Genomic DNA, 17,085 nt, shown 5'->3' on the forward strand with positions numbered 1-17,085 from the left:
TCCCCCGCCATCGCAAACCGCGGCATTCGCCACGCCGCAGCCAGATTATTCACTTTTATTACCGTTTTCAGTATCGGTAATGATCTGATAGAGCTCTTCGTCACTGCTCGCCGCGCGCAGGCGGCGGCAGATTGTTTTGTCCGCCAGGCGCTTTGCCACCAGCGACAGGGTGTGCAAATGTGTTTTGGTCTGGTCGGCAGGCACCAGCAGCGCAAACAAAAGGTCGACGGGCTGGTTATCGATCGCATCGAAAGCGATAGGCGTTTCCAGCTGGATAAATACCCCCACCGCGCGCAGGGTGTCTTCTTCAAGCTTCCCGTGCGGAATGGCGATACCGTTGCCAATGCCGGTACTTCCCATACGCTCGCGCGTGAGCACCGCTTCAAAAACAATCTGCGGCGCCAGGCCAAGCTGCTTTGCAGCCAGCTCGCTGATGATTTCCAGCGCGCGCTTTTTGCTCTGGCAGTGGACGCCACTTCGGGTACATTCCTGGTTAAGGACGTTACTAAGCTGTAGAACGGAATCGTTGTTCATCATAAGTTCACCTAAGCACCCTGTTATGCTAACGGCCCGTTGACCTTGGGACAACGAGCCGTCGAGGCGTAAACAGAGACCTGGATTATCAATGTTGTTTTAGTTTATCTTTATGTTTAGTTAACTGGCGAGCCAGTTTATCGATGAGGCCGTCAATGGCCGCGTACATGTCCTGGCCTTCGGCGCTGGCATGTAGCTCCCCTCCGTTTACGTGAAGCGTCGCATCCGCAAGGTGGGTCACTTTTTCCACTTTTAATACGATGTAGACCTGATTAATGCGTTCGAAGTACTGCTCCAGTTTGGCAAATTTCGCATTCACAAAATCGCGCAGTGCGTCCGTGATTTCGACGTTTTGTCCTGTAATGTTGAGCTGCATAGTGTCTTCCTTATCAGTTGAGTCAGACCAGCTGCTTACGCTGATTTGACGGTGGTATGGATAAAGACTCTCGGTACTTCGCAACAGTGCGGCGCGCCACCATGATCCCCTGATCTGACAGCATAGTCGTTAACTTGCTGTCGCTAAGAGGTTTCACGGGGTTTTCCGCAGCAATTAACTTCTTCACCAGCGCGCGTATCGCCGTCGAGGAGGCTTCGCCGCCGCTTTCGGTGTTTACATGGCTTGAGAAGAAATACTTCAGTTCAAAAATGCCCCGCGGGCTGTGCAGATATTTCTGCGTCGTCACGCGCGAGATGGTGGATTCGTGCATTTCCACCGCCTGCGCGATATCCGCCAGCACCATGGGCTTCATGTGTTCTTCGCCGTGCTCGAAAAAGCCCTGCTGCTGCTCGACGATGCAGCGGCTGACGCGCAGCAGCGTATCGTTGCGGCTCTCCAGGCTTTTTATCAGCCATTTCGCATCCTGCAGGTTGCTGCGGATATACTGCGAATCGCTGTCGCTTCTGCTGCTGGTGCCGAGCGCGGCGTACTGCTGGTTTATTTTCAGGCGTGGAATGCTATCTGAATTGAGCTCGACGGTCCATTTTCCCTGGGCCTTACGCACCAGCACGTCAGGAATCACGTATTCCGGCTCGCCGGTTTGAATGGACTGCCCCGGGCGCGGATCCAAAGACTGAATCAGGCACATCGCCTCTTTCAGCACGTCTTCTTTCAGCCGCGTGACGCGCATCAGGCTGCGAAAGTCGTGATTGGCGAGCAGATCCAGATGTTCGCTGACGATCAGCCGGGCCTCGTTCAGCCACGGCGTCTCCTTGGCGTATTGCGAAAGCTGGATCAGAAGGCAGTCGCGCAGATCGCGTGCCGCCACGCCGATGGGATCGAAACGCTGAACGCGTTTGAGCACCGCTTCCACTTCATCAAGGCTCACCTCATCGTCGCCCATGCTTTCCAGAATCTCTTCAAGGGTAACGGTGAGATAGCCGGTTTCATCAACGGCATCCACGATGGAGGTGGCGATAGCGGCATCGGTGTCGGTAAAAGGAGTCAGTTCGACCTGCCACATCAGGTAGTCCTGCAGCGACTGGGTGGTTTCGCCCTGATAAACCGGAAGCTCATCGTCGATATAGTCGGTTCCGGTGCCGGAAGGCGTTCCCGCAGTGTAGATTTCATCCCAGCTCGCATCCAGCGGCAGCTCGTCAGGCATCTCTTTTTGTTCGAGCGCCTCACGGGTGTCCAGCGCTTCGTTTTCGCGAGTTTCCTGAGCGTCGATTTCTTCATGCGGGTCGGTTTGCTCAAGCAGTGGATTATTTTCCAGCGCCTGTTGAAGTTCCTGCTGTAGCTCCAGCGTCGACAGCTGCAACAGACGAATGGCCTGCTGCAGCTGCGGAGTCATAGCAAGTTGTTGGCTAAGCCGAAGTTGCAAACCTTGCTTCATATTCAGAGCGAACGTCCTCAGATGTACAGGTTAATTTTACCTACCCTATCAGAGTCTGAACTCTTCGCCCAGATAGACGCGCTTAACATGCTCGTCTTCCAGGATTTCGCCCGGCGTGCCGTGTGCGATTAGCTGGCCCTGGCTGACGATATAAGCGCGTTCGCAAACGGCGAGGGTTTCGCGTACGTTATGGTCAGTAATCAGCACCCCGAGCCCGCTGTCGCGCAAATGCTCGATGATTCGCTTGATGTCGATGACGGAAATCGGATCGACCCCGGCAAAAGGTTCATCAAGCAGAATAAATTTTGGATTGGCGGCTAAAGCGCGGGCAATTTCCACGCGACGACGCTCGCCGCCGGACAAGGACTGGCCGAGGCTGTTGCGCAGATGCTCGATGTGGAACTCTTCCATCAGCTCGTTGGCGCGATCATCGCGCTGTTCCGGGCTGAGATCGTCACGGATTTGCAGGACCGCCATCAGGTTGTCAAACACGCTCAGTCGACGGAAAATCGAGGCCTCCTGCGGCAGGTAGCCGATGCCGCGGCGCGCGCGCGCGTGAAGCGGCAGCATGCTGATATCTTCATCATCGATGATGATGTTGCCCGCGTCACGCGGCACGATGCCGACGACCATATAGAAAGTCGTGGTTTTCCCCGCGCCGTTTGGCCCAAGCAGGCCGACAATTTCGCCGGAGTTAACGGTCAGACTGACGTCTTCCACCACGCGGCGGCCTTTATAGGCCTTGGCGAGGTTCTTCGCGATTAAAGTTGCCATAACGAATTAGTTACTCTTTTTCGGTGCGGCAGGAGCGGGGGCCGCCTTGCCGTCTTTATTCTGCAGTTGTGAAGGCACAAGGATAGTGGTCACGCGCTTGCCTTTATCGCTAAAGGCCTGCATTTTCTGCTCTTTGACCAGATAGGTGATCTTGTCGCCTTTGATGTTGCTGTCGAGCTGCTCCAGGAAGGCGTCGCCGGTCAGCACCACAAAGTCGTTTTGCAATTCATAATGCATGGTGGAGGCGTGGCCTTTTACGGGCTTGCCGCTGTCCTGCATCTGGTAAAACGTCGCCGGGTTGCCGAAGCCGTCAATCACTTCTTTACCCTGTTCGCCGCCCGGACGGGTCACCACGACTTTATCGGCGTTGATCTTGATGCTGCCCTGCGTCACAACCACGTTGCCGGTAAAGGTCACGACGTTGCCCTGCATATCCAGCGACTGCTGATCTGATTCAATATGAATAGGCTTCTCGGTATCGCCGGTCAGCGCGAAGGCCGAAAAACTGGCGGCCAAAAGCGTACTGGTTAACACCAGGTTAAGGCTGAGTTTGTTTATTCTGGATTTCATAGGATGTTCTAACCTTTTCAATCAGCTCGGCGTTTTTGCTGCGTAAATTTCCGCGCATTTTCAGGCCGCTGGAGTTAAAGCTGGTACCGTACAGCGTCACCAAATCATCAGACGCGACATCCTGAGTGATCAAGTTAACCTGCGCATTGTCTGTGGTAATTTTGCGTAACTGCGAATCGGGAGTCAGTGCCGTGAGTACAACATTCCCATACAGATACAGCATCCGATCATTAGTTAGTTTGGCGCGATCTGCACGTAATGACCAGGTGGCAACTTTATTTTCATCGTACTGCGTCATTACCGGGTTGGTGAACCAGGAAATGGCCGTTTCTGAAAAATATTCAACGTGTTCCGCCACTAACCGATAATTTAACGCCCCCGCAGGGCTGTACACCACGGTAGTGGAGTGTTCGCTTTTATAGGTTGGCTCGTTAGTGTTCACAGTAACCGGCGCCATCATGTCTTTATCGGCCAGATTAATACCGATCAGCACCAGGGCTGCAAGCGACAGCAGGATGATAACCCAACGCCTTGTTTTACTCATATGGATAGCCCTTTGGCCTCATCAAGCTTCCCCTGCGCCAGTAATAACAGGTCACAGACTTCGCGTACGGCGCCGCGACCGCCGTTGATGCGGGTCACGTAGTCCGCGCGCGGCGTCAGCAGCGGATGCGCATCGGCAACCGCGACGCTCAGCCCGCATTCAGCCATCACGGGCCAGTCGATAAGATCGTCACCGACATACGCCGCCTGAGCCGGCGCCAGGGCGAGTTTATCCAGGAGATCGCGAAAAGCCAGCAGCTTATCGGACTGCCCCTGATAAAGATGGGTAATACCTAAAGTTTCGCAGCGGTCTTCAAGCAGCTTTGCCTTACGGCCGGTAATAATAGCCACCTCGATGCCGGAGGTAAGAATGCTGCGAATGCCGTAGCCGTCGCGCACGTTAAAAGCTTTCAGCTCTTCGCCGCTGTTGCCCATAAAAATCAGGCCGTCTGACATGACGCCGTCAACGTCCAGAATCAGCAGGCGCACCTTTGCTGCCCGCTCCATCACGCGAGCGCTCACGGGCCCATAGCAGGTATCGAGCGACGCTTCGTGGTTACTCATTAATTCTAATCCTTTGTTAAACCACGCCTGCGCGCAGCATATCGTGCATATGTACCACACCGAGCAGCTGGTCGCCATCGGCAACCAGCACTGAAGTAATATGGCGGGACTGCATCAGGTTTAAAGCGTCTACCGCAAGGGTTCCTGGCCGGACGCGAATACCGCCCGCGGTCATCACATCGGCAATGTTAAGGGTGTGCAAATCGACGCCCATATCAAAGACCCGGCGTAAGTCGCCGTCGGTAAAGATCCCTTCGATTTTCATCAGGTCGTCGCAGATAACCGTCATGCCCATATTTTTACGGGTAATCTCCAGCAGCGCATCCCGTAAGGAAGCCTCTTTGCTGACGTGGGGAATTTCTTCGCCGGTGTGCATGATGTCGTTGACGCGCAACAGCAGCTTGCGTCCCAGCGCGCCGCCCGGATGGGAGAGGGCGAAATCCTGCTGGGTAAAGCCGCGGGCCTTAAGCAGCGCCACCGCAAGCGCATCGCCCATCACCAGCGTGGCCGTGGTGCTGGAGGTCGGCGCCAGCCCCAGCGGACAGGCTTCCTGCGGCACTTTGATGCACAGGTGAATATCGGCGGCGCGGCCCATGGCGCTATCGGGACGGCCCGTCATGCAGATCAGCGGCACCTGCAGGCGTTTAAGCACCGGGATCAGCGCGAGGATTTCGTTGGATTCGCCGGAGTTGGAAATGGCGATCACCACGTCCTGCGCGGTAACCATACCCAGATCGCCGTGGCTCGCCTCGCCCGGATGGACGAAAAACGCCGGCGTGCCGGTGCTGGCGAAGGTAGCCGCCATTTTTTTACCGATATGGCCCGACTTGCCCATGCCCATCACGACGACTTTGCCCGTGCAATAGAAGATCTTCTCGCAGGGCCTGCGAGAAGTCGGCGTTAATGTATTGATCGAGCTGCGCCAGACCTTCACGTTCAATGTTCAGGACGTCCCGGCCTGCCTGTTGAAAGTCAAAACCCGGCTGTAAATCTGCTTGTGACATATATTCCCGTTTCCGCTTTATCCAACGACTGGTGACGCCACAAACCACAGCATCACGATCCATACGATGAAACCACATGTTAACAGACCGCCCGCCGCCTTGCCGATAGAGCGAGGCCTGCGCCAGCAAAGTAGTGCGAAAATGGCACTTACCGCTAACATTACCCAGTAATCCCGCGCAAAGGCCAGCGGGTCGAAGGCGCCCGGGGCGATGAGCGCCGGAATGCCCAGCACAAAAACTATATTAAAAATATTCGAACCGATAATGTTGCCGATGGCGATATCGTCTTCGCCTTTGCGCGCGCCCGCTATCGTTGTCGCCAGTTCCGGCAGGCTGGTGCCGACCGCGATAATCGTCAGGCCGATAACCAGCTCGCTTACGCCGAAGTAATTCGCAAGCACGGCGGCGTTGTCGATAACCATGCGCGTAGCCATCGGCAAAACGATCAGCGCCACCGCAAGCCAGAGATAGGCCACGGAGCGGCTGCCTTCGCGCGGCAGCTCCGCCATCTGCTCCCGCGTCAGGCTGTCCTGCCCCTGCTTTTCAGCCAGACGCGCGATCTTCACGATAAACAGCAGGTACAACACGGCCATTGCGATCAGCAGCAATCCGTCGAGGCGGCTTAGCTGATTATTAAAAAGAAATAATCCGGCCACCGCGCTCACGACTAACATTAGGGGCAATTCGCGGCGCAGGATATCGGAATTCACGGTAAATGGATGCAAAAGCGCCGCGAGCCCGAGTATCAGCATGATGTTCGTAATATTGGAGCCCAGCGCGGTGCCGATAGCTAAATCCAGCTGGCCGTGCAGGGCCGCCGAGCCCGCCACTATCATCTCCGGGAGGGAGGTGCCGATACTGACGACGGTCATGCCGATAATCAACGGCGGGATGCCGAAACTGCGACAGAGTAGAGAAGCGGCAAACACCAGGCGATCGGCACCATAGACCACCAGGAGTAAACCGATAATTAACAGAGCCGTAGCTAACAGCATGCAAAATCCTTTATTAAGGTATAATCGCCGGTCCTGGCCTGGAAAATCCCGGCTTGCGTACAGATCTGAAGAGCGTGGCAATCACTCTTAATTCTGACTTTATGCGTCCGAAAAGTAAAACAAATGCCTGCTTTCGCTAAGTGCAGCAGGTAATATTCTGTAAAAATGATGGGTTTCCGCCGTGTTTTAACCATGCTTGATCAACAGACTCTTTAAAAGGAAGGATGATGAGCCAGACCGCGACGAATCTGGTCGACATCCGCGGGGTGAGTTTTACCCGCGGCGAGCGGCGCATTTTCGACAATATTTCTTTGACCGTACCGCGGGGCAAGATCACTGCCATTATGGGGCCTTCCGGCATAGGAAAGACCACCTTGCTGCGTCTGATCGGCGGTCAAATTCCGCCGGACAGCGGCGAAATTCTCTTTGACGGTGAAAACGTTCCGGCTATGTCGCGCTCGCGGCTGTTTACCGTGCGCAAGCGCATGAGCATGCTGTTCCAGTCCGGCGCGCTGTTCACCGATCTTAACGTTTTTGAAAACGTCGCCTATCCGCTGCGCGAGCATCTTCGGCTGCCGGAGCCGCTGTTACATAGCACGGTGATGATGAAGCTTGAAGCGGTCGGCCTGCGCGGCGCGGCGAAACTGATGCCGTCGGAGCTATCGGGCGGGATGGCGCGTCGCGCCGCGCTCGCACGGGCGATTGCGCTGGAGCCGGATCTCATCATGTTCGACGAGCCTTTCGTCGGCCAGGACCCTATTACCATGGGCGTGCTGGTAAAATTGATCTCGGAGCTGAACAGCGCGTTAGGGGTGACCTGCATCGTGGTTTCCCACGACGTGCCGGAAGTGCTGAGCATCGCCGATTACGCCTACATCGTCGCCGACCGGCATATCGTGGCTGAAGGCAGCCCTGAAGCGCTGCGTGAAAACCGCGAGCCGCGGGTGCGGCAGTTCCTCGACGGTATCGCGGACGGCCCGGTGCCGTTCCGTTATCCCGCCGCGGACTATCAAAGTGATTTATTATCAGAAACAGGGAGTTAGCGGATTATGCTCTTTAACGCACTGGCATCGTTCGGACGACGCGGCTTAAAAACCTGCGCCTCGTTCGGCCGTGCCGGGCTGATGCTCTTTAATGCGCTGATAGGGAAACCGGAATTCCGTAAGCACGCGCCGCTTCTTATGCGTCAGCTCTACAACGTCGGCGTGCTGTCGATGTTGATTATTATCGTCTCCGGCCTGTTTATCGGTATGGTGCTCGGCCTGCAGGGCTACCTGGTGCTGACCACCTACAGCGCGGAGTCAAGCCTCGGCATGCTGGTGGCGCTCTCGCTGCTGCGCGAGCTGGGGCCGGTGGTTGCAGCGCTGCTCTTCGCCGGGCGCGCGGGGTCGGCTCTTACCGCCGAAATTGGCCTGATGCGCGCCACGGAGCAGCTTTCCAGCATGGAAATGATGGCCGTAGATCCGCTGCGCCGCGTCGTTTCGCCGCGCTTCTGGGCGGGCGTCATTTCACTGCCGCTGCTTACCCTGATTTTTGTCGCCGTCGGTATCTGGGGCGGAACATTGGTCGGGGTGAACTGGAAAGGCATTGACGCCGGCTTCTTCTGGTCCGCCATGCAGAACGCCGTTAACTGGCGTCTCGATTTAGTAAACTGTGTCATTAAAAGCGTGGTATTCGCCGTTACCGTAACGTGGATTGCGTTATTCAATGGCTACGACGCTATTCCGACGTCCGCAGGGATTAGCCGGGCAACGACACGTACCGTTGTGCACGCCTCACTGGCCGTTCTTGGCCTTGATTTTGTGCTCACAGCACTGATGTTTGGGAATTGAGTTCATGCAAACAAAGAAATTTGAAATCTGGGTTGGGGCTTTCCTGCTGGTGGCGCTTATCGCCGTCGTCTTCCTGTGTCTGAAGGTGGCCAACGTCACCTCGCTGCGCAGCGAGCCAACCTATCGTGTATACGCCACCTTCGACAATATCGGCGGCTTAAAGGTAAGTTCACCCGTTCGTCTGGGCGGCGTGGTCATCGGCCGCGTGGACGACATCTCCCTTGATGAAAAAACCTACCTGCCGCGCGTGACGATGGAAATCGAAAAACGCTACGACCATATTCCGGATACCAGCTCGCTGGCGATTCGCACCTCCGGCCTGCTGGGCGAGCAATATATTGCGATGAATCTTGGTTTTGACGATCCGGAACTGGGCTCGTCTATCCTTAAGGATGGCGGCACCCTTCAGGATACGAAATCAGCGCTGGTGCTTGAAGACCTGATCGGCCAGTTCCTGTATAAGAGCGGCAACGGCGATAAGCAGAACGCCGGGGATGCCCAACCGGCACCAGCACAGAGTAATGAAGCAGCGCCGCAGTCAGGCACGACGAACTAATCAAAGAGGATATTATTTATGTTTAAACGTCTTGTGATGATCGCCATGCTGGTGATTGCGCCGCTGGCGATGGCGGCGGACCAGAGTAACCCTTACAAGCAGATGGGCGAGGCGGCGCAGAAAACCTTCGACCGCCTGAAGAACGAACAGCCTAAAATCCGCCAGAACCCGAACTACCTGCGCGATATCGTAGGCCAGGAATTGCTGCCGTACGTGCAGATAAAATACGCCGGCGCGCTGGTTCTGGGCCGCTATTACAAAGAAGCGACGCCTGCTCAGCGCGAGGCGTACTTCAAGGCCTTCGAAGAGTATCTGAAACAGGCCTACGGCCAGGCGCTGGCGATGTATAACGGCCAGACCTATCAGATTGCCCCGGAGCAGCCGCTGGGTAATGCCGATATCATCGCCATCCGCGTCACCATTGTCGATCCAAACGGCCGTCCGCCGGTGCGCCTGGATTTCCAGTGGCGTAAAAACAGCCAGACCGGCAACTGGCAGGCTTACGATATGATCGCCGAAGGCGTCAGCATGATCACCACCAAGCAAAATGAATGGAGCGACATTCTGCGCACCAAAGGGATCGACGGCCTGACCGCGCAGCTGAAGTCCATCTCGCAGCAGCCGATTACCCTGGACAACAAAAAGTAATGGAGCAGCTGAGCTGGAAACGTGAAGGCGGCACGCTGATCCTTGCCGGCGAGCTGGACGGCGATACCGTCGGGCCTCTCTGGCAGGCGCGTGCCGAGGCCATGAGCGGCGTTCAGACCTTCGAGCTTTCAGGTTTGACGCGCGTGGACACCGCCGGTCTCGCGCTGCTTATCCATCTGGTCGCTTTCGTCAGAAAGCAGGGCAGCGAGGTGGTAATGCAGGGCGCGAGCGACAAACTGCAAACGCTGGTCAAACTTTATAACCTGCCCGACGGCCTGCTGCCCGCCTTTGCAAGCCAGTAATTTCATAGCGTTACTGTTCATGCCCTCGATCCGTTGCGATCGGGGGCTTTTTGCTTATTTAAGCCGACGCCACTTTCCTCTAAGATGTGTGGCTAATTCATTAACCGACGAATATATATCCCATGGAAAATCATGAAATTCAGACAGTGCTGATGAACGCACTGCCCCTCCAGGAAGTCCACGTTTCCGGCGACGGTAGCCACTTTCAAGTGATTGCGGTGGGTGAGCTATTCGGCGAGTTAAGCCGCGTGAAGAAGCAGCAGACGGTCTATGCGCCGCTGATGGAATTTATCGCCGATAACCGCATTCACGCCGTGTCGATCAAGACCTATACCCCGCAGGAGTGGGATCGCGATCGCAAGCTAAACGGTTTTTGAGCAGCCTGCCGCAGGCGGGTTGTAACGATTTGAATTTAAAAGAGAGCTGTTGTAATGGATAAATTTCGTGTGCAGGGTCCGACCCAGCTAAGCGGTGAAGTGACGATCTCAGGGGCAAAAAACGCCGCGCTGCCGATCCTTTTTGCCGCCCTGTTAGCTGAAGAGCCGGTTGAGATCCAAAACGTTCCCAAGCTGAAAGACATCGACACTACGATGAAGCTGCTCGGCCAGCTGGGAACCAAAGTTGAGCGCAATGGCTCCGTGTATATCGACGCCAGCGAGGTAAACATCTTCTGCGCGCCTTACGATCTGGTGAAAACCATGCGCGCCTCTATCTGGGCGCTGGGCCCGCTGGTGGCTCGTTTTGGTCAGGGCCAGGTTTCCCTGCCGGGCGGCTGCGCCATCGGCGCTCGTCCGGTTGACCTGCACATTACCGGTCTTGAACAGCTGGGCGCTGAAATCAAGCTGGAAGAAGGCTACGTTAAAGCCTCCGTCAACGGCCGCCTGAAAGGCGCGCACATCGTGATGGACAAAGTGAGCGTTGGCGCCACCGTGACCATCATGAGCGCGGCCACCCTTGCGGAAGGCACCACCGTCATTGAAAACGCGGCGCGCGAGCCGGAAATCGTCGATACGGCGAACTTCCTCAACACGCTGGGCGCGAAAATCAGCGGCGCAGGCAGCGATCGCATCACCATTGAAGGCGTTAAGCGCCTGGGCGGCGGCGTTTACCGCGTGCTGCCGGACCGTATCGAAACCGGGACCTTCCTGGTGGCGGCGGCTATCTCCCGGGGTAAAATCGTCTGCCGCAACGCGCAGCCGGATACGCTGGACGCGGTGCTGGCGAAGCTGCGCGAAGCGGGCGCCGACATCGAAGTGGGCGCGGACTGGATTAGCCTTGATATGCACGGCAAGCGTCCGAAAGGCGTTACCGTACGCACCGCGCCGCATCCGGGCTTCCCGACCGACATGCAGGCCCAGTTCACGCTGCTGAACCTCGTTGCCGAAGGCACCGGCGTCATCACCGAAACCATCTTCGAAAACCGCTTCATGCACGTGCCGGAGCTGATTCGCATGGGCGCGCACGCTGAAATCGAAAGCAACACGGTTATCTGCCACGGGGTTGAAAAACTCTCCGGCGCACAGGTTATGGCCACCGATTTACGCGCATCCGCAAGCCTGGTGCTGGCGGGTTGTATTGCGCAGGGCACCACCATCGTCGACCGTATCTACCATATCGATCGCGGCTACGAGCGTATTGAAGACAAGCTTCAGGCGCTGGGCGCCAACATTGAACGCGTTAAGGGCAGCGGCGGCGAATAAGCTTCCTGAAACAAAAAACCGGGGCTAGCCCCGGTTTTTTTTGCTCATATTCAGCGCCTTTCTTAACCCGTCAGAGAACGGCTTCCTCTTCCGCCAGGCGTACATCCGCTTCGCTGACGATGGCTTCCAGCTCGCTTAGCATCTCGTCATAGCTCAGTTCAGCTTCGGCGCTTGCCGTCGCCGCCGCCGGGGCTGCGGATCGCACTACTTTTTTGCCGTTTTTCCTGGTAGTCGACTTCTTACTCATTGATTACTCCCGGTTTTCACAGCGTCATCCCTTCGTTATACAGGTAAATCTATCAGCAATGCACGCAGCGGGGTATCGGCGACCAGCGTAATGTTAGCCTCGTCACGGATAAACGCGCCGTCGCCGCAGGTCAGCCCTTCTTTTTCTTCCGTAGGGGTGAGCGCATGCACCGTGCCGTGAATGGACTGCAGATAGGCGCGCGGCCCGTGCAGCTGGAAGCTAAGCTGCTCGCCTTTTTCCAGCTCAATATGGTGGATCCAGACCTGCTGGCGCAGCTGCAGGCTCTCTTTACTGCCGTCCGGCGAGGCGATGAGCTGCCGGGCTACGTCGGCAATGGCAATTTTTTGCACCGGCGCGTTTTCCCGCTCGGGACAGGCGTCCAGCCAGAGCTGCATGCGCGTCAGCGACTTTTCCTTGCTGAGGTTATGCTCGCTGTAGCTGATGCCCGGCTGGGTAGCCAGCAGCAACGCTTCGCCGGCTTTGGCCTGAACGTGGTTGCCTTCGCTGTCGCGGTACTCTGCTTCGCCTTCCAGAATCAGGTTCAGAATATCGACTTTCGGATAGGTTCGCGGCTGGAAAGACGCGCCGGGGGGCCAGCACTTCCTGGTTAAGTACGCGCAAAGAGGCATAGCCCAGCAATTTCGGGTCGAAATAGTGTCCAAAGGAAAACGTATAGCGCGCCTGCAGCCACCCGTAGTCCGCTTTCCCGCATTGTTTGGCAGTTCTTGGCGTAATCATAATGTCCTGACCTCTTTTTACACTCAACCCATGGTAAAGGTCTGGACGATGCATTGTTAGCCAGTTAATCTGCTCGGTATGTTCAAATTTCCTGAATGAGAACGAGATGGCTAAAGATAAAGCATTGACGCTTGAGGCGTTAAGGGTGATGGACGCAATCGACCGCCGCGGCAGCTTTGCCGCCGCGGCGGACGAGCTGGGGCGGGTGCCTTCGGCGCTGAGCTACACCATGCAAAAATTAGAAGAAGAACTGGATGTGGTGCTGTTCGACCGTTCAGGGCATCGCACAAAATTCACCAACGTAGGGCGCATGCTGCTTGAGCGGGGACGCGTGCTGCTGGAGGCGGCAGACAAGCTGACTACCGACGCCGAGGCGCTGGCCCGCGGCTGGGAAACCCATCTCACCATCGTCACCGAAGCGCTGGTGCCCACGGCCCGCCTGTTCCCGCTGATTGATAAGCTGGCGGATAAGGCCGACACCCAGCTTTCTCTTATCACCGAAGTGCTGGCCGGGGCATGGGAACGCCTTGAACAGGGCAGAGCGGATATCGTTATCGCGCCGGACATGCATTTTCGCTCATCCTCAGAAATTAACTCACGCAGGCTTTACACGGTGATGAATGTCTACGTCGCCGCGCCCGACCATCCCATTCACAGCGAACCGGAGCCGCTGTCAGAGGTAACCCGCGTGAAGTATCGCGGCATTGCGGTGGCGGACACCGCACGCGAGCGCCCGGTATTGACGGTGCAGCTGCTGGATAAGCAGCCGCGCCTGACGGTGAGCACTATCGAAGACAAACGGCAGGCCCTGCTGGCCGGGCTGGGCGTGGCGACCATGCCTTATCCGCTGGTGGAGCAGGACATCGCCGAAGGACGGCTGCGCGTGGTAAGCCCGGAGTACACCAATGAAATTGATATCATCATGGCATGGCGACGCGACAGCATGGGTGAGGCGAAAGCCTGGTGCCTGCGGGAGATCCCGAAGCTTTTGAAGTAAAAGGCGCGATAAGCCCCCTCGTCCTTGCGGCGAGAGGGCCAAAGCGAGAGAGGAGCTATTCGCTGACTAACGTTGCGTCCAGCATTTTTGGGTCTGCCCCAAACTTGTTCATGCCCGGCGTACCGTCCTGGCAGTTAAACGCCAGGATAATCAGCCAGCCTATAACAGGGATAAGCAGCAGCAACAGCCACCAGGCGGAACGATCGGTATCGTGCAGGCGGCGGAACTGAACGGCCCAGTACGGCAGGAAAATAAGCACGCCGTAAATGGTGGTCAGCGCGCCTTCGTCTTCGGCAATTCGCAGCCCCGACATCTTATCCAGAATGCTCAACACGCCGGTCAACACCAGGTTGACGAGAATAAACATCCAGTACTCTTTACGGCGAGCACGTCCGCCAAATCCCACGTAGTTTCTTAATACCTTGATATACCAATCCATATGCGGCCTGCCTTGAGTCTTCTTCAATCAGTTGATCTCTAAGCGATCTCTATCAAGAATAGCCGCGAATGGCACAGAGGTAAATTAACGTTGCGCTGAATATTATCAACCCCTGCTAAACCGAACGTCGCGGCCGTGCGGCTCATCCAGATCCTGCGTCGGACCGATGGAAATAATGCCGGTCGGGTTGATGTTTTTGTGGCTGCGATAATAGTGGTTGCGGATATGCGGCAGGCTGACGGTTTCAGCAACGCCCGGCAGCTGGTAGATATCACGCAGGAAGGCGTACAGGTTCGGGTAATCGCTAATCCGGTGCTTATCGCACTTGAAGTGCGTAACGTAAACCGGATCGAAGCGCACAAGCGTCGTCCACAGCCGGATATCCGCTTCCGTCAGGCGGTTGCCGGTGAGGTAGCGATGCTTATCGAGGATGTGCTCCAGGCGCGACAGCGACGCAAACACTTTCTCGACGGCTTCGTCGTAGGCTTCCTGCGTGGTGGCGAAACCGGTCTTATACACGCCGTTATTTACCGTGTCATAAATCCAGCCGTTCAGCTCATCAATCTGCTCGCGCAGCTCCGGCGGGTAATAATCGCCGGCACGCGCGCCCTGCGCATCGAAAGCCGTATTAAACATGCGGATGATATCCGCAGATTCATTGCTGACGATGGTCTGTGTTTTCTTATCCCACAGCACGGGAACGGTCACGCGCCCGGTATATTCAGGATCGGCCTGCAGATAAAGCTGGTAGAGGTACTCATGCTGGTAAAGCCCGTCGCCGGTGGCGTCCGGGAAACCATCGTCGAACGTCCAGCCGTCCTGCAGCATCAGCGGGCTAACCACGGAGACGGGGATAAAAGCTTCCAGCCCTTTTAGCGCGCGCATAATCAAAGTGCGGTGCGCCCAGGGGCAGGCGAGAGAAACATACAGATGGTAGCGATCTTTTTCGGCGGCAAATCCGCCTTTGCCGGTCGGCCCCCGCTTCGCCATTGGCGGTCAGCCAGTTACGAAAGGCGGATTCAGAACGTTTAAAGCGCCCGCCGGTGGATTTGGTGTCATACCAGGTATCGTGCCAGACGCCGTCGATTAGCTGTCCCATGCTTCTCTCCTTTCATTGAGTGCGCAAACCATCATAAAAAAAACGAAGGCGTAGCCTTCGTTTGATTGTTATTCAGTATAGAACCCTTACCACTTTTTATTCAGCAGGCGGTCGATGCTGTAGGCGCCCGGCCCGAAGATTGCCAGCAGCAGGTAGCCGCCCGCGATGGTGAAGTTCTTCATAAACATGATGGAGTTTGGACCCTGGGCGAAATCCGAGTGGAACAGGAAAGCCGTCAGCAGGGTGAACACCGCGGTAATGATGGCGGTAGTCCGGGTCAGGAAACCAAACAGAATCGCCAGGCCGCCGCCGAACTCCAGCAGAATGGTCAGCGGCAGCAGGAACCCCGGAACGCCCATGGCTTCCATGTATTGCTGGGTGCCGGCGTAGCCGGTAATTTTGCCCCAGCCCGCCACGATAAACAGCACCGGCATCAGGATACGCGCTAACAGAACGCCAGCATCATCTAATTTTTTCATTTTATTCTCCAACGAACTTTGTGTGGGCGTTATGAACCCGTGGGTTAATGTCTGTGCAATTTCCGGTATTTACCGGCGTTTGCTGTCGTTGGAGGGGATAATAGACGTGACGGCTATGGATTGTTAGCAAGGAAAACTGTCAAAGTACATCAAATATATTGAGTGAGGTTTACAGGGCAAAAAAATGCCGCCCCAGAGGACGGCATCTTGTTTAGCGCGTCTGCTGCGCCAGCGTATTGCGCAGAAGCCGCCAGGCGCTCCAGGCGCCGAATCCGCGTTTGGCCCAGCGCATGAAGAAGCTGGGATGGCGAACGGTCCAGATAGCCATCACGCTGCTTGCAACCAGCGCATAGCTGCGCAGGCTTAACAGCGTATGCCAGCCGCGGTCATAAGCCCCTGTCGCTTCCAGCCAGTCACGCTTTCCCGCGCTCAGATCCAGCCTTTGCTGCTGGATACGGCTCAGTAAAAGCGCTTTTCGCTTGTCGCGCTCGCGGTCGCTCATGACTTATCCTCCTCCAGCAGCTCGCGGTCGTTTTCCAGCTCGCGGCGCGTATGGCGCAGCAGGGTGGATTTGCGGGATTTATGCAGGGTCCACAGGCCGCCGATCAGCGCCAGCGCCAGCAACACGACCGTTGTGGCAATCATCGCGTTAAGGCGATACTGCGGATCTACCGCCCAGATAACCAGCACCATCAGGCTCATCAGCCCGAAAGCGGCAAACAGCATGGTTAAGCCAAGCATAAGCAGCAGCTGGACGATATGCGCCTTCTCTTCTTCCAGCTCAACCACCGCGAGACGCACCCGGGTTTCCACCATGCCGACGATGATGGTGACCAGACGCTGACCGATACCTAGGACCCCTTTACCCGGCCCCTGAGTTTGACGGGAATCAGCCATAATCAACGACGCGTCAGCAGAACGCCCAGCACGACGCCAATCGCCGCACCGATACCTACGCCGGTCCATGGGTTTTCACGCACATAGTCTTCCGCTTTCTCCGCGGTTTCGCGCGTTTGCTTCACAATAGCGTCGCTGGTTTCGCCCAGGCGGGAGCGGCTCTCTTTCAGCGCTTTTTCCGCCTTGCCGCGCAGTTTTTCCAGCTCGCTTTTCGACTTGCCCGTCGATGCGCTCAGCACCTCTTCAAGGGTATCTGCCAGGGATTTCAACTCAGCGCGCAAATGTTCTGATGTAGTATCTTTTGACATAGTTCTCTCCAGGTGTTTGAGGATAAT

Annotated in this window: 22 protein-coding genes and 3 pseudogenes; 8 read left to right on the forward strand and 17 right to left on the reverse strand. The window is 56.4% G+C overall.

Annotation, left to right across the window (positions count from 1 at the left end; translation table 11 throughout):
• Positions 1–45: 45 nt before the first annotated feature.
• The 9 genes and pseudogenes from ptsN to WLO32_RS02300 form a co-directional block, all read right to left on the reverse strand.
• Entirely contained in the window at positions 46–537 is a 492-nt protein-coding gene (gene ptsN / locus WLO32_RS02260; protein WP_435947031.1) for a PTS IIA-like nitrogen regulatory protein PtsN, read from the reverse strand.
• A gap of 85 nt (positions 538–622) precedes the next feature.
• Positions 623–910 carry a ribosome hibernation promoting factor gene (gene hpf, locus WLO32_RS02265; RefSeq protein ID WP_121266403.1) on the reverse strand — a complete coding sequence of 96 codons (288 nt, stop codon included), beginning with the start codon at positions 908–910 and terminating at the stop codon, positions 623–625.
• A 22-nt stretch (positions 911–932) separates the two neighbouring features.
• Positions 933–2,366 carry an RNA polymerase factor sigma-54 gene (gene rpoN, locus WLO32_RS02270; protein ID WP_435947032.1) on the reverse strand — a complete coding sequence of 478 codons (1,434 nt, stop codon included), beginning with the start codon at positions 2,364–2,366 and terminating at the stop codon, positions 933–935.
• 48 nt (positions 2,367–2,414) lie between these two features.
• Positions 2,415–3,140 (reverse strand): LPS export ABC transporter ATP-binding protein, encoded by a 726-nt coding sequence (gene lptB / locus WLO32_RS02275; protein ID WP_435947033.1) that lies wholly within the window; start codon positions 3,138–3,140, stop codon positions 2,415–2,417.
• A gap of 6 nt (positions 3,141–3,146) precedes the next feature.
• Positions 3,147–3,710: a lipopolysaccharide ABC transporter substrate-binding protein LptA gene (gene lptA, locus WLO32_RS02280; RefSeq protein WP_435947034.1), complete on the reverse strand. Its 564-nt coding sequence runs from the start codon at positions 3,708–3,710 to the stop codon at positions 3,147–3,149.
• Positions 3,679–4,254, reverse strand: a complete 576-nt coding sequence (gene lptC / locus WLO32_RS02285) for an LPS export ABC transporter periplasmic protein LptC (protein WP_435947035.1) — start codon at positions 4,252–4,254, stop codon at positions 3,679–3,681. Before lptC ends, lptA begins: the two co-directional genes overlap by 32 nt.
• Entirely contained in the window at positions 4,251–4,817 is a 567-nt protein-coding gene (gene kdsC / locus WLO32_RS02290; protein WP_435947036.1) for a 3-deoxy-manno-octulosonate-8-phosphatase KdsC, read from the reverse strand. Before kdsC ends, lptC begins: the two co-directional genes overlap by 4 nt.
• 16 nt (positions 4,818–4,833) lie before the next feature.
• Positions 4,834–5,821: pseudogene (kdsD, locus tag WLO32_RS02295) on the reverse strand (arabinose-5-phosphate isomerase KdsD).
• Positions 5,822–5,838: 17 nt separating this feature from the next.
• Complete coding sequence (locus WLO32_RS02300; RefSeq protein WP_435947037.1) at positions 5,839–6,816, reverse strand: calcium/sodium antiporter; 978 nt, start codon at positions 6,814–6,816, stop codon at positions 5,839–5,841.
• A 227-nt stretch (positions 6,817–7,043) separates the two neighbouring features.
• On the opposite strand from WLO32_RS02300, the gene mlaF reads away from it, so the two are divergent.
• The 7 genes from mlaF (at position 7,044) to murA (ending at position 11,854) form a co-directional block, all read left to right on the forward strand.
• Positions 7,044–7,859 (forward strand): phospholipid ABC transporter ATP-binding protein MlaF, encoded by an 816-nt coding sequence (mlaF, locus tag WLO32_RS02305; protein WP_435947038.1) that lies wholly within the window; start codon positions 7,044–7,046, stop codon positions 7,857–7,859.
• 6 nt (positions 7,860–7,865) lie between these two features.
• Positions 7,866–8,648 carry a lipid asymmetry maintenance ABC transporter permease subunit MlaE gene (gene mlaE / locus WLO32_RS02310; RefSeq protein WP_435947039.1) on the forward strand — a complete coding sequence of 261 codons (783 nt, stop codon included), beginning with the start codon at positions 7,866–7,868 and terminating at the stop codon, positions 8,646–8,648.
• 4 nt (positions 8,649–8,652) lie between these two features.
• A complete protein-coding gene (gene mlaD, locus WLO32_RS02315) occupies positions 8,653–9,204 on the forward strand; it encodes an outer membrane lipid asymmetry maintenance protein MlaD (RefSeq protein ID WP_435947040.1) in 552 nt (183 codons plus the stop codon).
• A gap of 18 nt (positions 9,205–9,222) precedes the next feature.
• Positions 9,223–9,852 carry a phospholipid-binding protein MlaC gene (mlaC, locus tag WLO32_RS02320; protein ID WP_435947041.1) on the forward strand — a complete coding sequence of 210 codons (630 nt, stop codon included), beginning with the start codon at positions 9,223–9,225 and terminating at the stop codon, positions 9,850–9,852.
• Positions 9,852–10,154 carry a lipid asymmetry maintenance protein MlaB gene (mlaB, locus tag WLO32_RS02325; RefSeq protein WP_435947042.1) on the forward strand — a complete coding sequence of 101 codons (303 nt, stop codon included), beginning with the start codon at positions 9,852–9,854 and terminating at the stop codon, positions 10,152–10,154. Before mlaC ends, mlaB begins: the two co-directional genes overlap by 1 nt.
• Before the next feature lie 122 nt (positions 10,155–10,276).
• Positions 10,277–10,531 (forward strand): BolA family iron metabolism protein IbaG, encoded by a 255-nt coding sequence (gene ibaG / locus WLO32_RS02330; protein WP_121266380.1) that lies wholly within the window; start codon positions 10,277–10,279, stop codon positions 10,529–10,531.
• A gap of 54 nt (positions 10,532–10,585) precedes the next feature.
• Positions 10,586–11,854, forward strand: coding sequence for a UDP-N-acetylglucosamine 1-carboxyvinyltransferase (murA, locus tag WLO32_RS02335; RefSeq protein WP_435947043.1), 1,269 nt, complete (start codon positions 10,586–10,588; stop codon positions 11,852–11,854).
• Between the two features lie 70 nt (positions 11,855–11,924).
• On the opposite strand, the gene WLO32_RS02340 is transcribed toward murA, so the two are convergent.
• Positions 11,925–12,101 (reverse strand): hypothetical protein, encoded by a 177-nt coding sequence (locus WLO32_RS02340; RefSeq protein WP_435947044.1) that lies wholly within the window; start codon positions 12,099–12,101, stop codon positions 11,925–11,927.
• A gap of 35 nt (positions 12,102–12,136) precedes the next feature.
• Positions 12,137–12,839, reverse strand: a pseudogene (locus WLO32_RS02345) (pirin family protein).
• A 106-nt stretch (positions 12,840–12,945) separates the two neighbouring features.
• Between WLO32_RS02345 and yhaJ the strand changes: the two are divergent.
• A complete protein-coding gene (gene yhaJ, locus WLO32_RS02350) occupies positions 12,946–13,836 on the forward strand; it encodes a DNA-binding transcriptional regulator YhaJ (RefSeq protein WP_435947045.1) in 891 nt (296 codons plus the stop codon).
• Positions 13,837–13,891: 55 nt separating this feature from the next.
• On the opposite strand, the gene WLO32_RS02355 is transcribed toward yhaJ, so the two are convergent.
• The 6 genes and pseudogenes from WLO32_RS02355 to WLO32_RS02380 all read right to left on the reverse strand — a co-directional run bounded on the left by WLO32_RS02355 (position 13,892) and on the right by WLO32_RS02380 (position 17,058).
• A complete protein-coding gene (locus WLO32_RS02355) occupies positions 13,892–14,275 on the reverse strand; it encodes a DUF805 domain-containing protein (RefSeq protein ID WP_435947046.1) in 384 nt (127 codons plus the stop codon).
• A gap of 105 nt (positions 14,276–14,380) precedes the next feature.
• Positions 14,381–15,374: pseudogene (locus WLO32_RS02360) on the reverse strand (glutathione S-transferase family protein).
• 86 nt (positions 15,375–15,460) lie between these two features.
• Entirely contained in the window at positions 15,461–15,853 is a 393-nt protein-coding gene (locus WLO32_RS02365; protein ID WP_121266368.1) for a DoxX family protein, read from the reverse strand.
• A 211-nt stretch (positions 15,854–16,064) separates the two neighbouring features.
• The gene (locus tag WLO32_RS02370; protein ID WP_435947047.1) at positions 16,065–16,355 is read right to left on the reverse strand and encodes a YqjK-like family protein; all 291 of its coding nucleotides are present in this window, start codon (positions 16,353–16,355) and stop codon (positions 16,065–16,067) included.
• Positions 16,352–16,750, reverse strand: coding sequence for a phage holin family protein (locus tag WLO32_RS02375; RefSeq protein WP_435947048.1), 399 nt, complete (start codon positions 16,748–16,750; stop codon positions 16,352–16,354). Before WLO32_RS02375 ends, WLO32_RS02370 begins: the two co-directional genes overlap by 4 nt.
• A 2-nt stretch (positions 16,751–16,752) precedes the next feature.
• Positions 16,753–17,058 carry a DUF883 family protein gene (locus tag WLO32_RS02380; RefSeq protein ID WP_435947049.1) on the reverse strand — a complete coding sequence of 102 codons (306 nt, stop codon included), beginning with the start codon at positions 17,056–17,058 and terminating at the stop codon, positions 16,753–16,755.
• Between the last annotated feature and the right edge of the window lie 27 nt (positions 17,059–17,085).

Origin of the sequence: Dryocola mayonis (assembly GCF_051307045.1) — a bacterium.
Classification (GTDB): Bacteria; Pseudomonadota; Gammaproteobacteria; order Enterobacterales; family Enterobacteriaceae; genus Dryocola.

Coding starts and splice junctions, on each gene's coding strand:
- ptsN (WP_435947031.1), bottom strand. CDS start 537: ATGATGAACAACGATTCCGTTCTACAGCTTAGTAACGTCCTTAACCAG.
- hpf (WP_121266403.1), bottom strand. CDS start 910: ATGCAGCTCAACATTACAGGACAAAACGTCGAAATCACGGACGCACTG.
- rpoN (WP_435947032.1), bottom strand. CDS start 2,366: ATGAAGCAAGGTTTGCAACTTCGGCTTAGCCAACAACTTGCTATGACT.
- lptB (WP_435947033.1), bottom strand. CDS start 3,140: ATGGCAACTTTAATCGCGAAGAACCTCGCCAAGGCCTATAAAGGCCGC.
- lptA (WP_435947034.1), bottom strand. CDS start 3,710: ATGAAATCCAGAATAAACAAACTCAGCCTTAACCTGGTGTTAACCAGT.
- lptC (WP_435947035.1), bottom strand. CDS start 4,254: ATGAGTAAAACAAGGCGTTGGGTTATCATCCTGCTGTCGCTTGCAGCC.
- kdsC (WP_435947036.1), bottom strand. CDS start 4,817: ATGAGTAACCACGAAGCGTCGCTCGATACCTGCTATGGGCCCGTGAGC.
- WLO32_RS02300 (WP_435947037.1), bottom strand. CDS start 6,816: ATGCTGTTAGCTACGGCTCTGTTAATTATCGGTTTACTCCTGGTGGTC.
- mlaF (WP_435947038.1), top strand. CDS start 7,044: ATGAGCCAGACCGCGACGAATCTGGTCGACATCCGCGGGGTGAGTTTT.
- mlaE (WP_435947039.1), top strand. CDS start 7,866: ATGCTCTTTAACGCACTGGCATCGTTCGGACGACGCGGCTTAAAAACC.
- mlaD (WP_435947040.1), top strand. CDS start 8,653: ATGCAAACAAAGAAATTTGAAATCTGGGTTGGGGCTTTCCTGCTGGTG.
- mlaC (WP_435947041.1), top strand. CDS start 9,223: ATGTTTAAACGTCTTGTGATGATCGCCATGCTGGTGATTGCGCCGCTG.
- mlaB (WP_435947042.1), top strand. CDS start 9,852: ATGGAGCAGCTGAGCTGGAAACGTGAAGGCGGCACGCTGATCCTTGCC.
- ibaG (WP_121266380.1), top strand. CDS start 10,277: ATGGAAAATCATGAAATTCAGACAGTGCTGATGAACGCACTGCCCCTC.
- murA (WP_435947043.1), top strand. CDS start 10,586: ATGGATAAATTTCGTGTGCAGGGTCCGACCCAGCTAAGCGGTGAAGTG.
- WLO32_RS02340 (WP_435947044.1), bottom strand. CDS start 12,101: ATGAGTAAGAAGTCGACTACCAGGAAAAACGGCAAAAAAGTAGTGCGA.
- yhaJ (WP_435947045.1), top strand. CDS start 12,946: ATGGCTAAAGATAAAGCATTGACGCTTGAGGCGTTAAGGGTGATGGAC.
- WLO32_RS02355 (WP_435947046.1), bottom strand. CDS start 14,275: ATGGATTGGTATATCAAGGTATTAAGAAACTACGTGGGATTTGGCGGA.
- WLO32_RS02365 (WP_121266368.1), bottom strand. CDS start 15,853: ATGAAAAAATTAGATGATGCTGGCGTTCTGTTAGCGCGTATCCTGATG.
- WLO32_RS02370 (WP_435947047.1), bottom strand. CDS start 16,355: ATGAGCGACCGCGAGCGCGACAAGCGAAAAGCGCTTTTACTGAGCCGT.
- WLO32_RS02375 (WP_435947048.1), bottom strand. CDS start 16,750: ATGGCTGATTCCCGTCAAACTCAGGGGCCGGGTAAAGGGGTCCTAGGT.
- WLO32_RS02380 (WP_435947049.1), bottom strand. CDS start 17,058: ATGTCAAAAGATACTACATCAGAACATTTGCGCGCTGAGTTGAAATCC.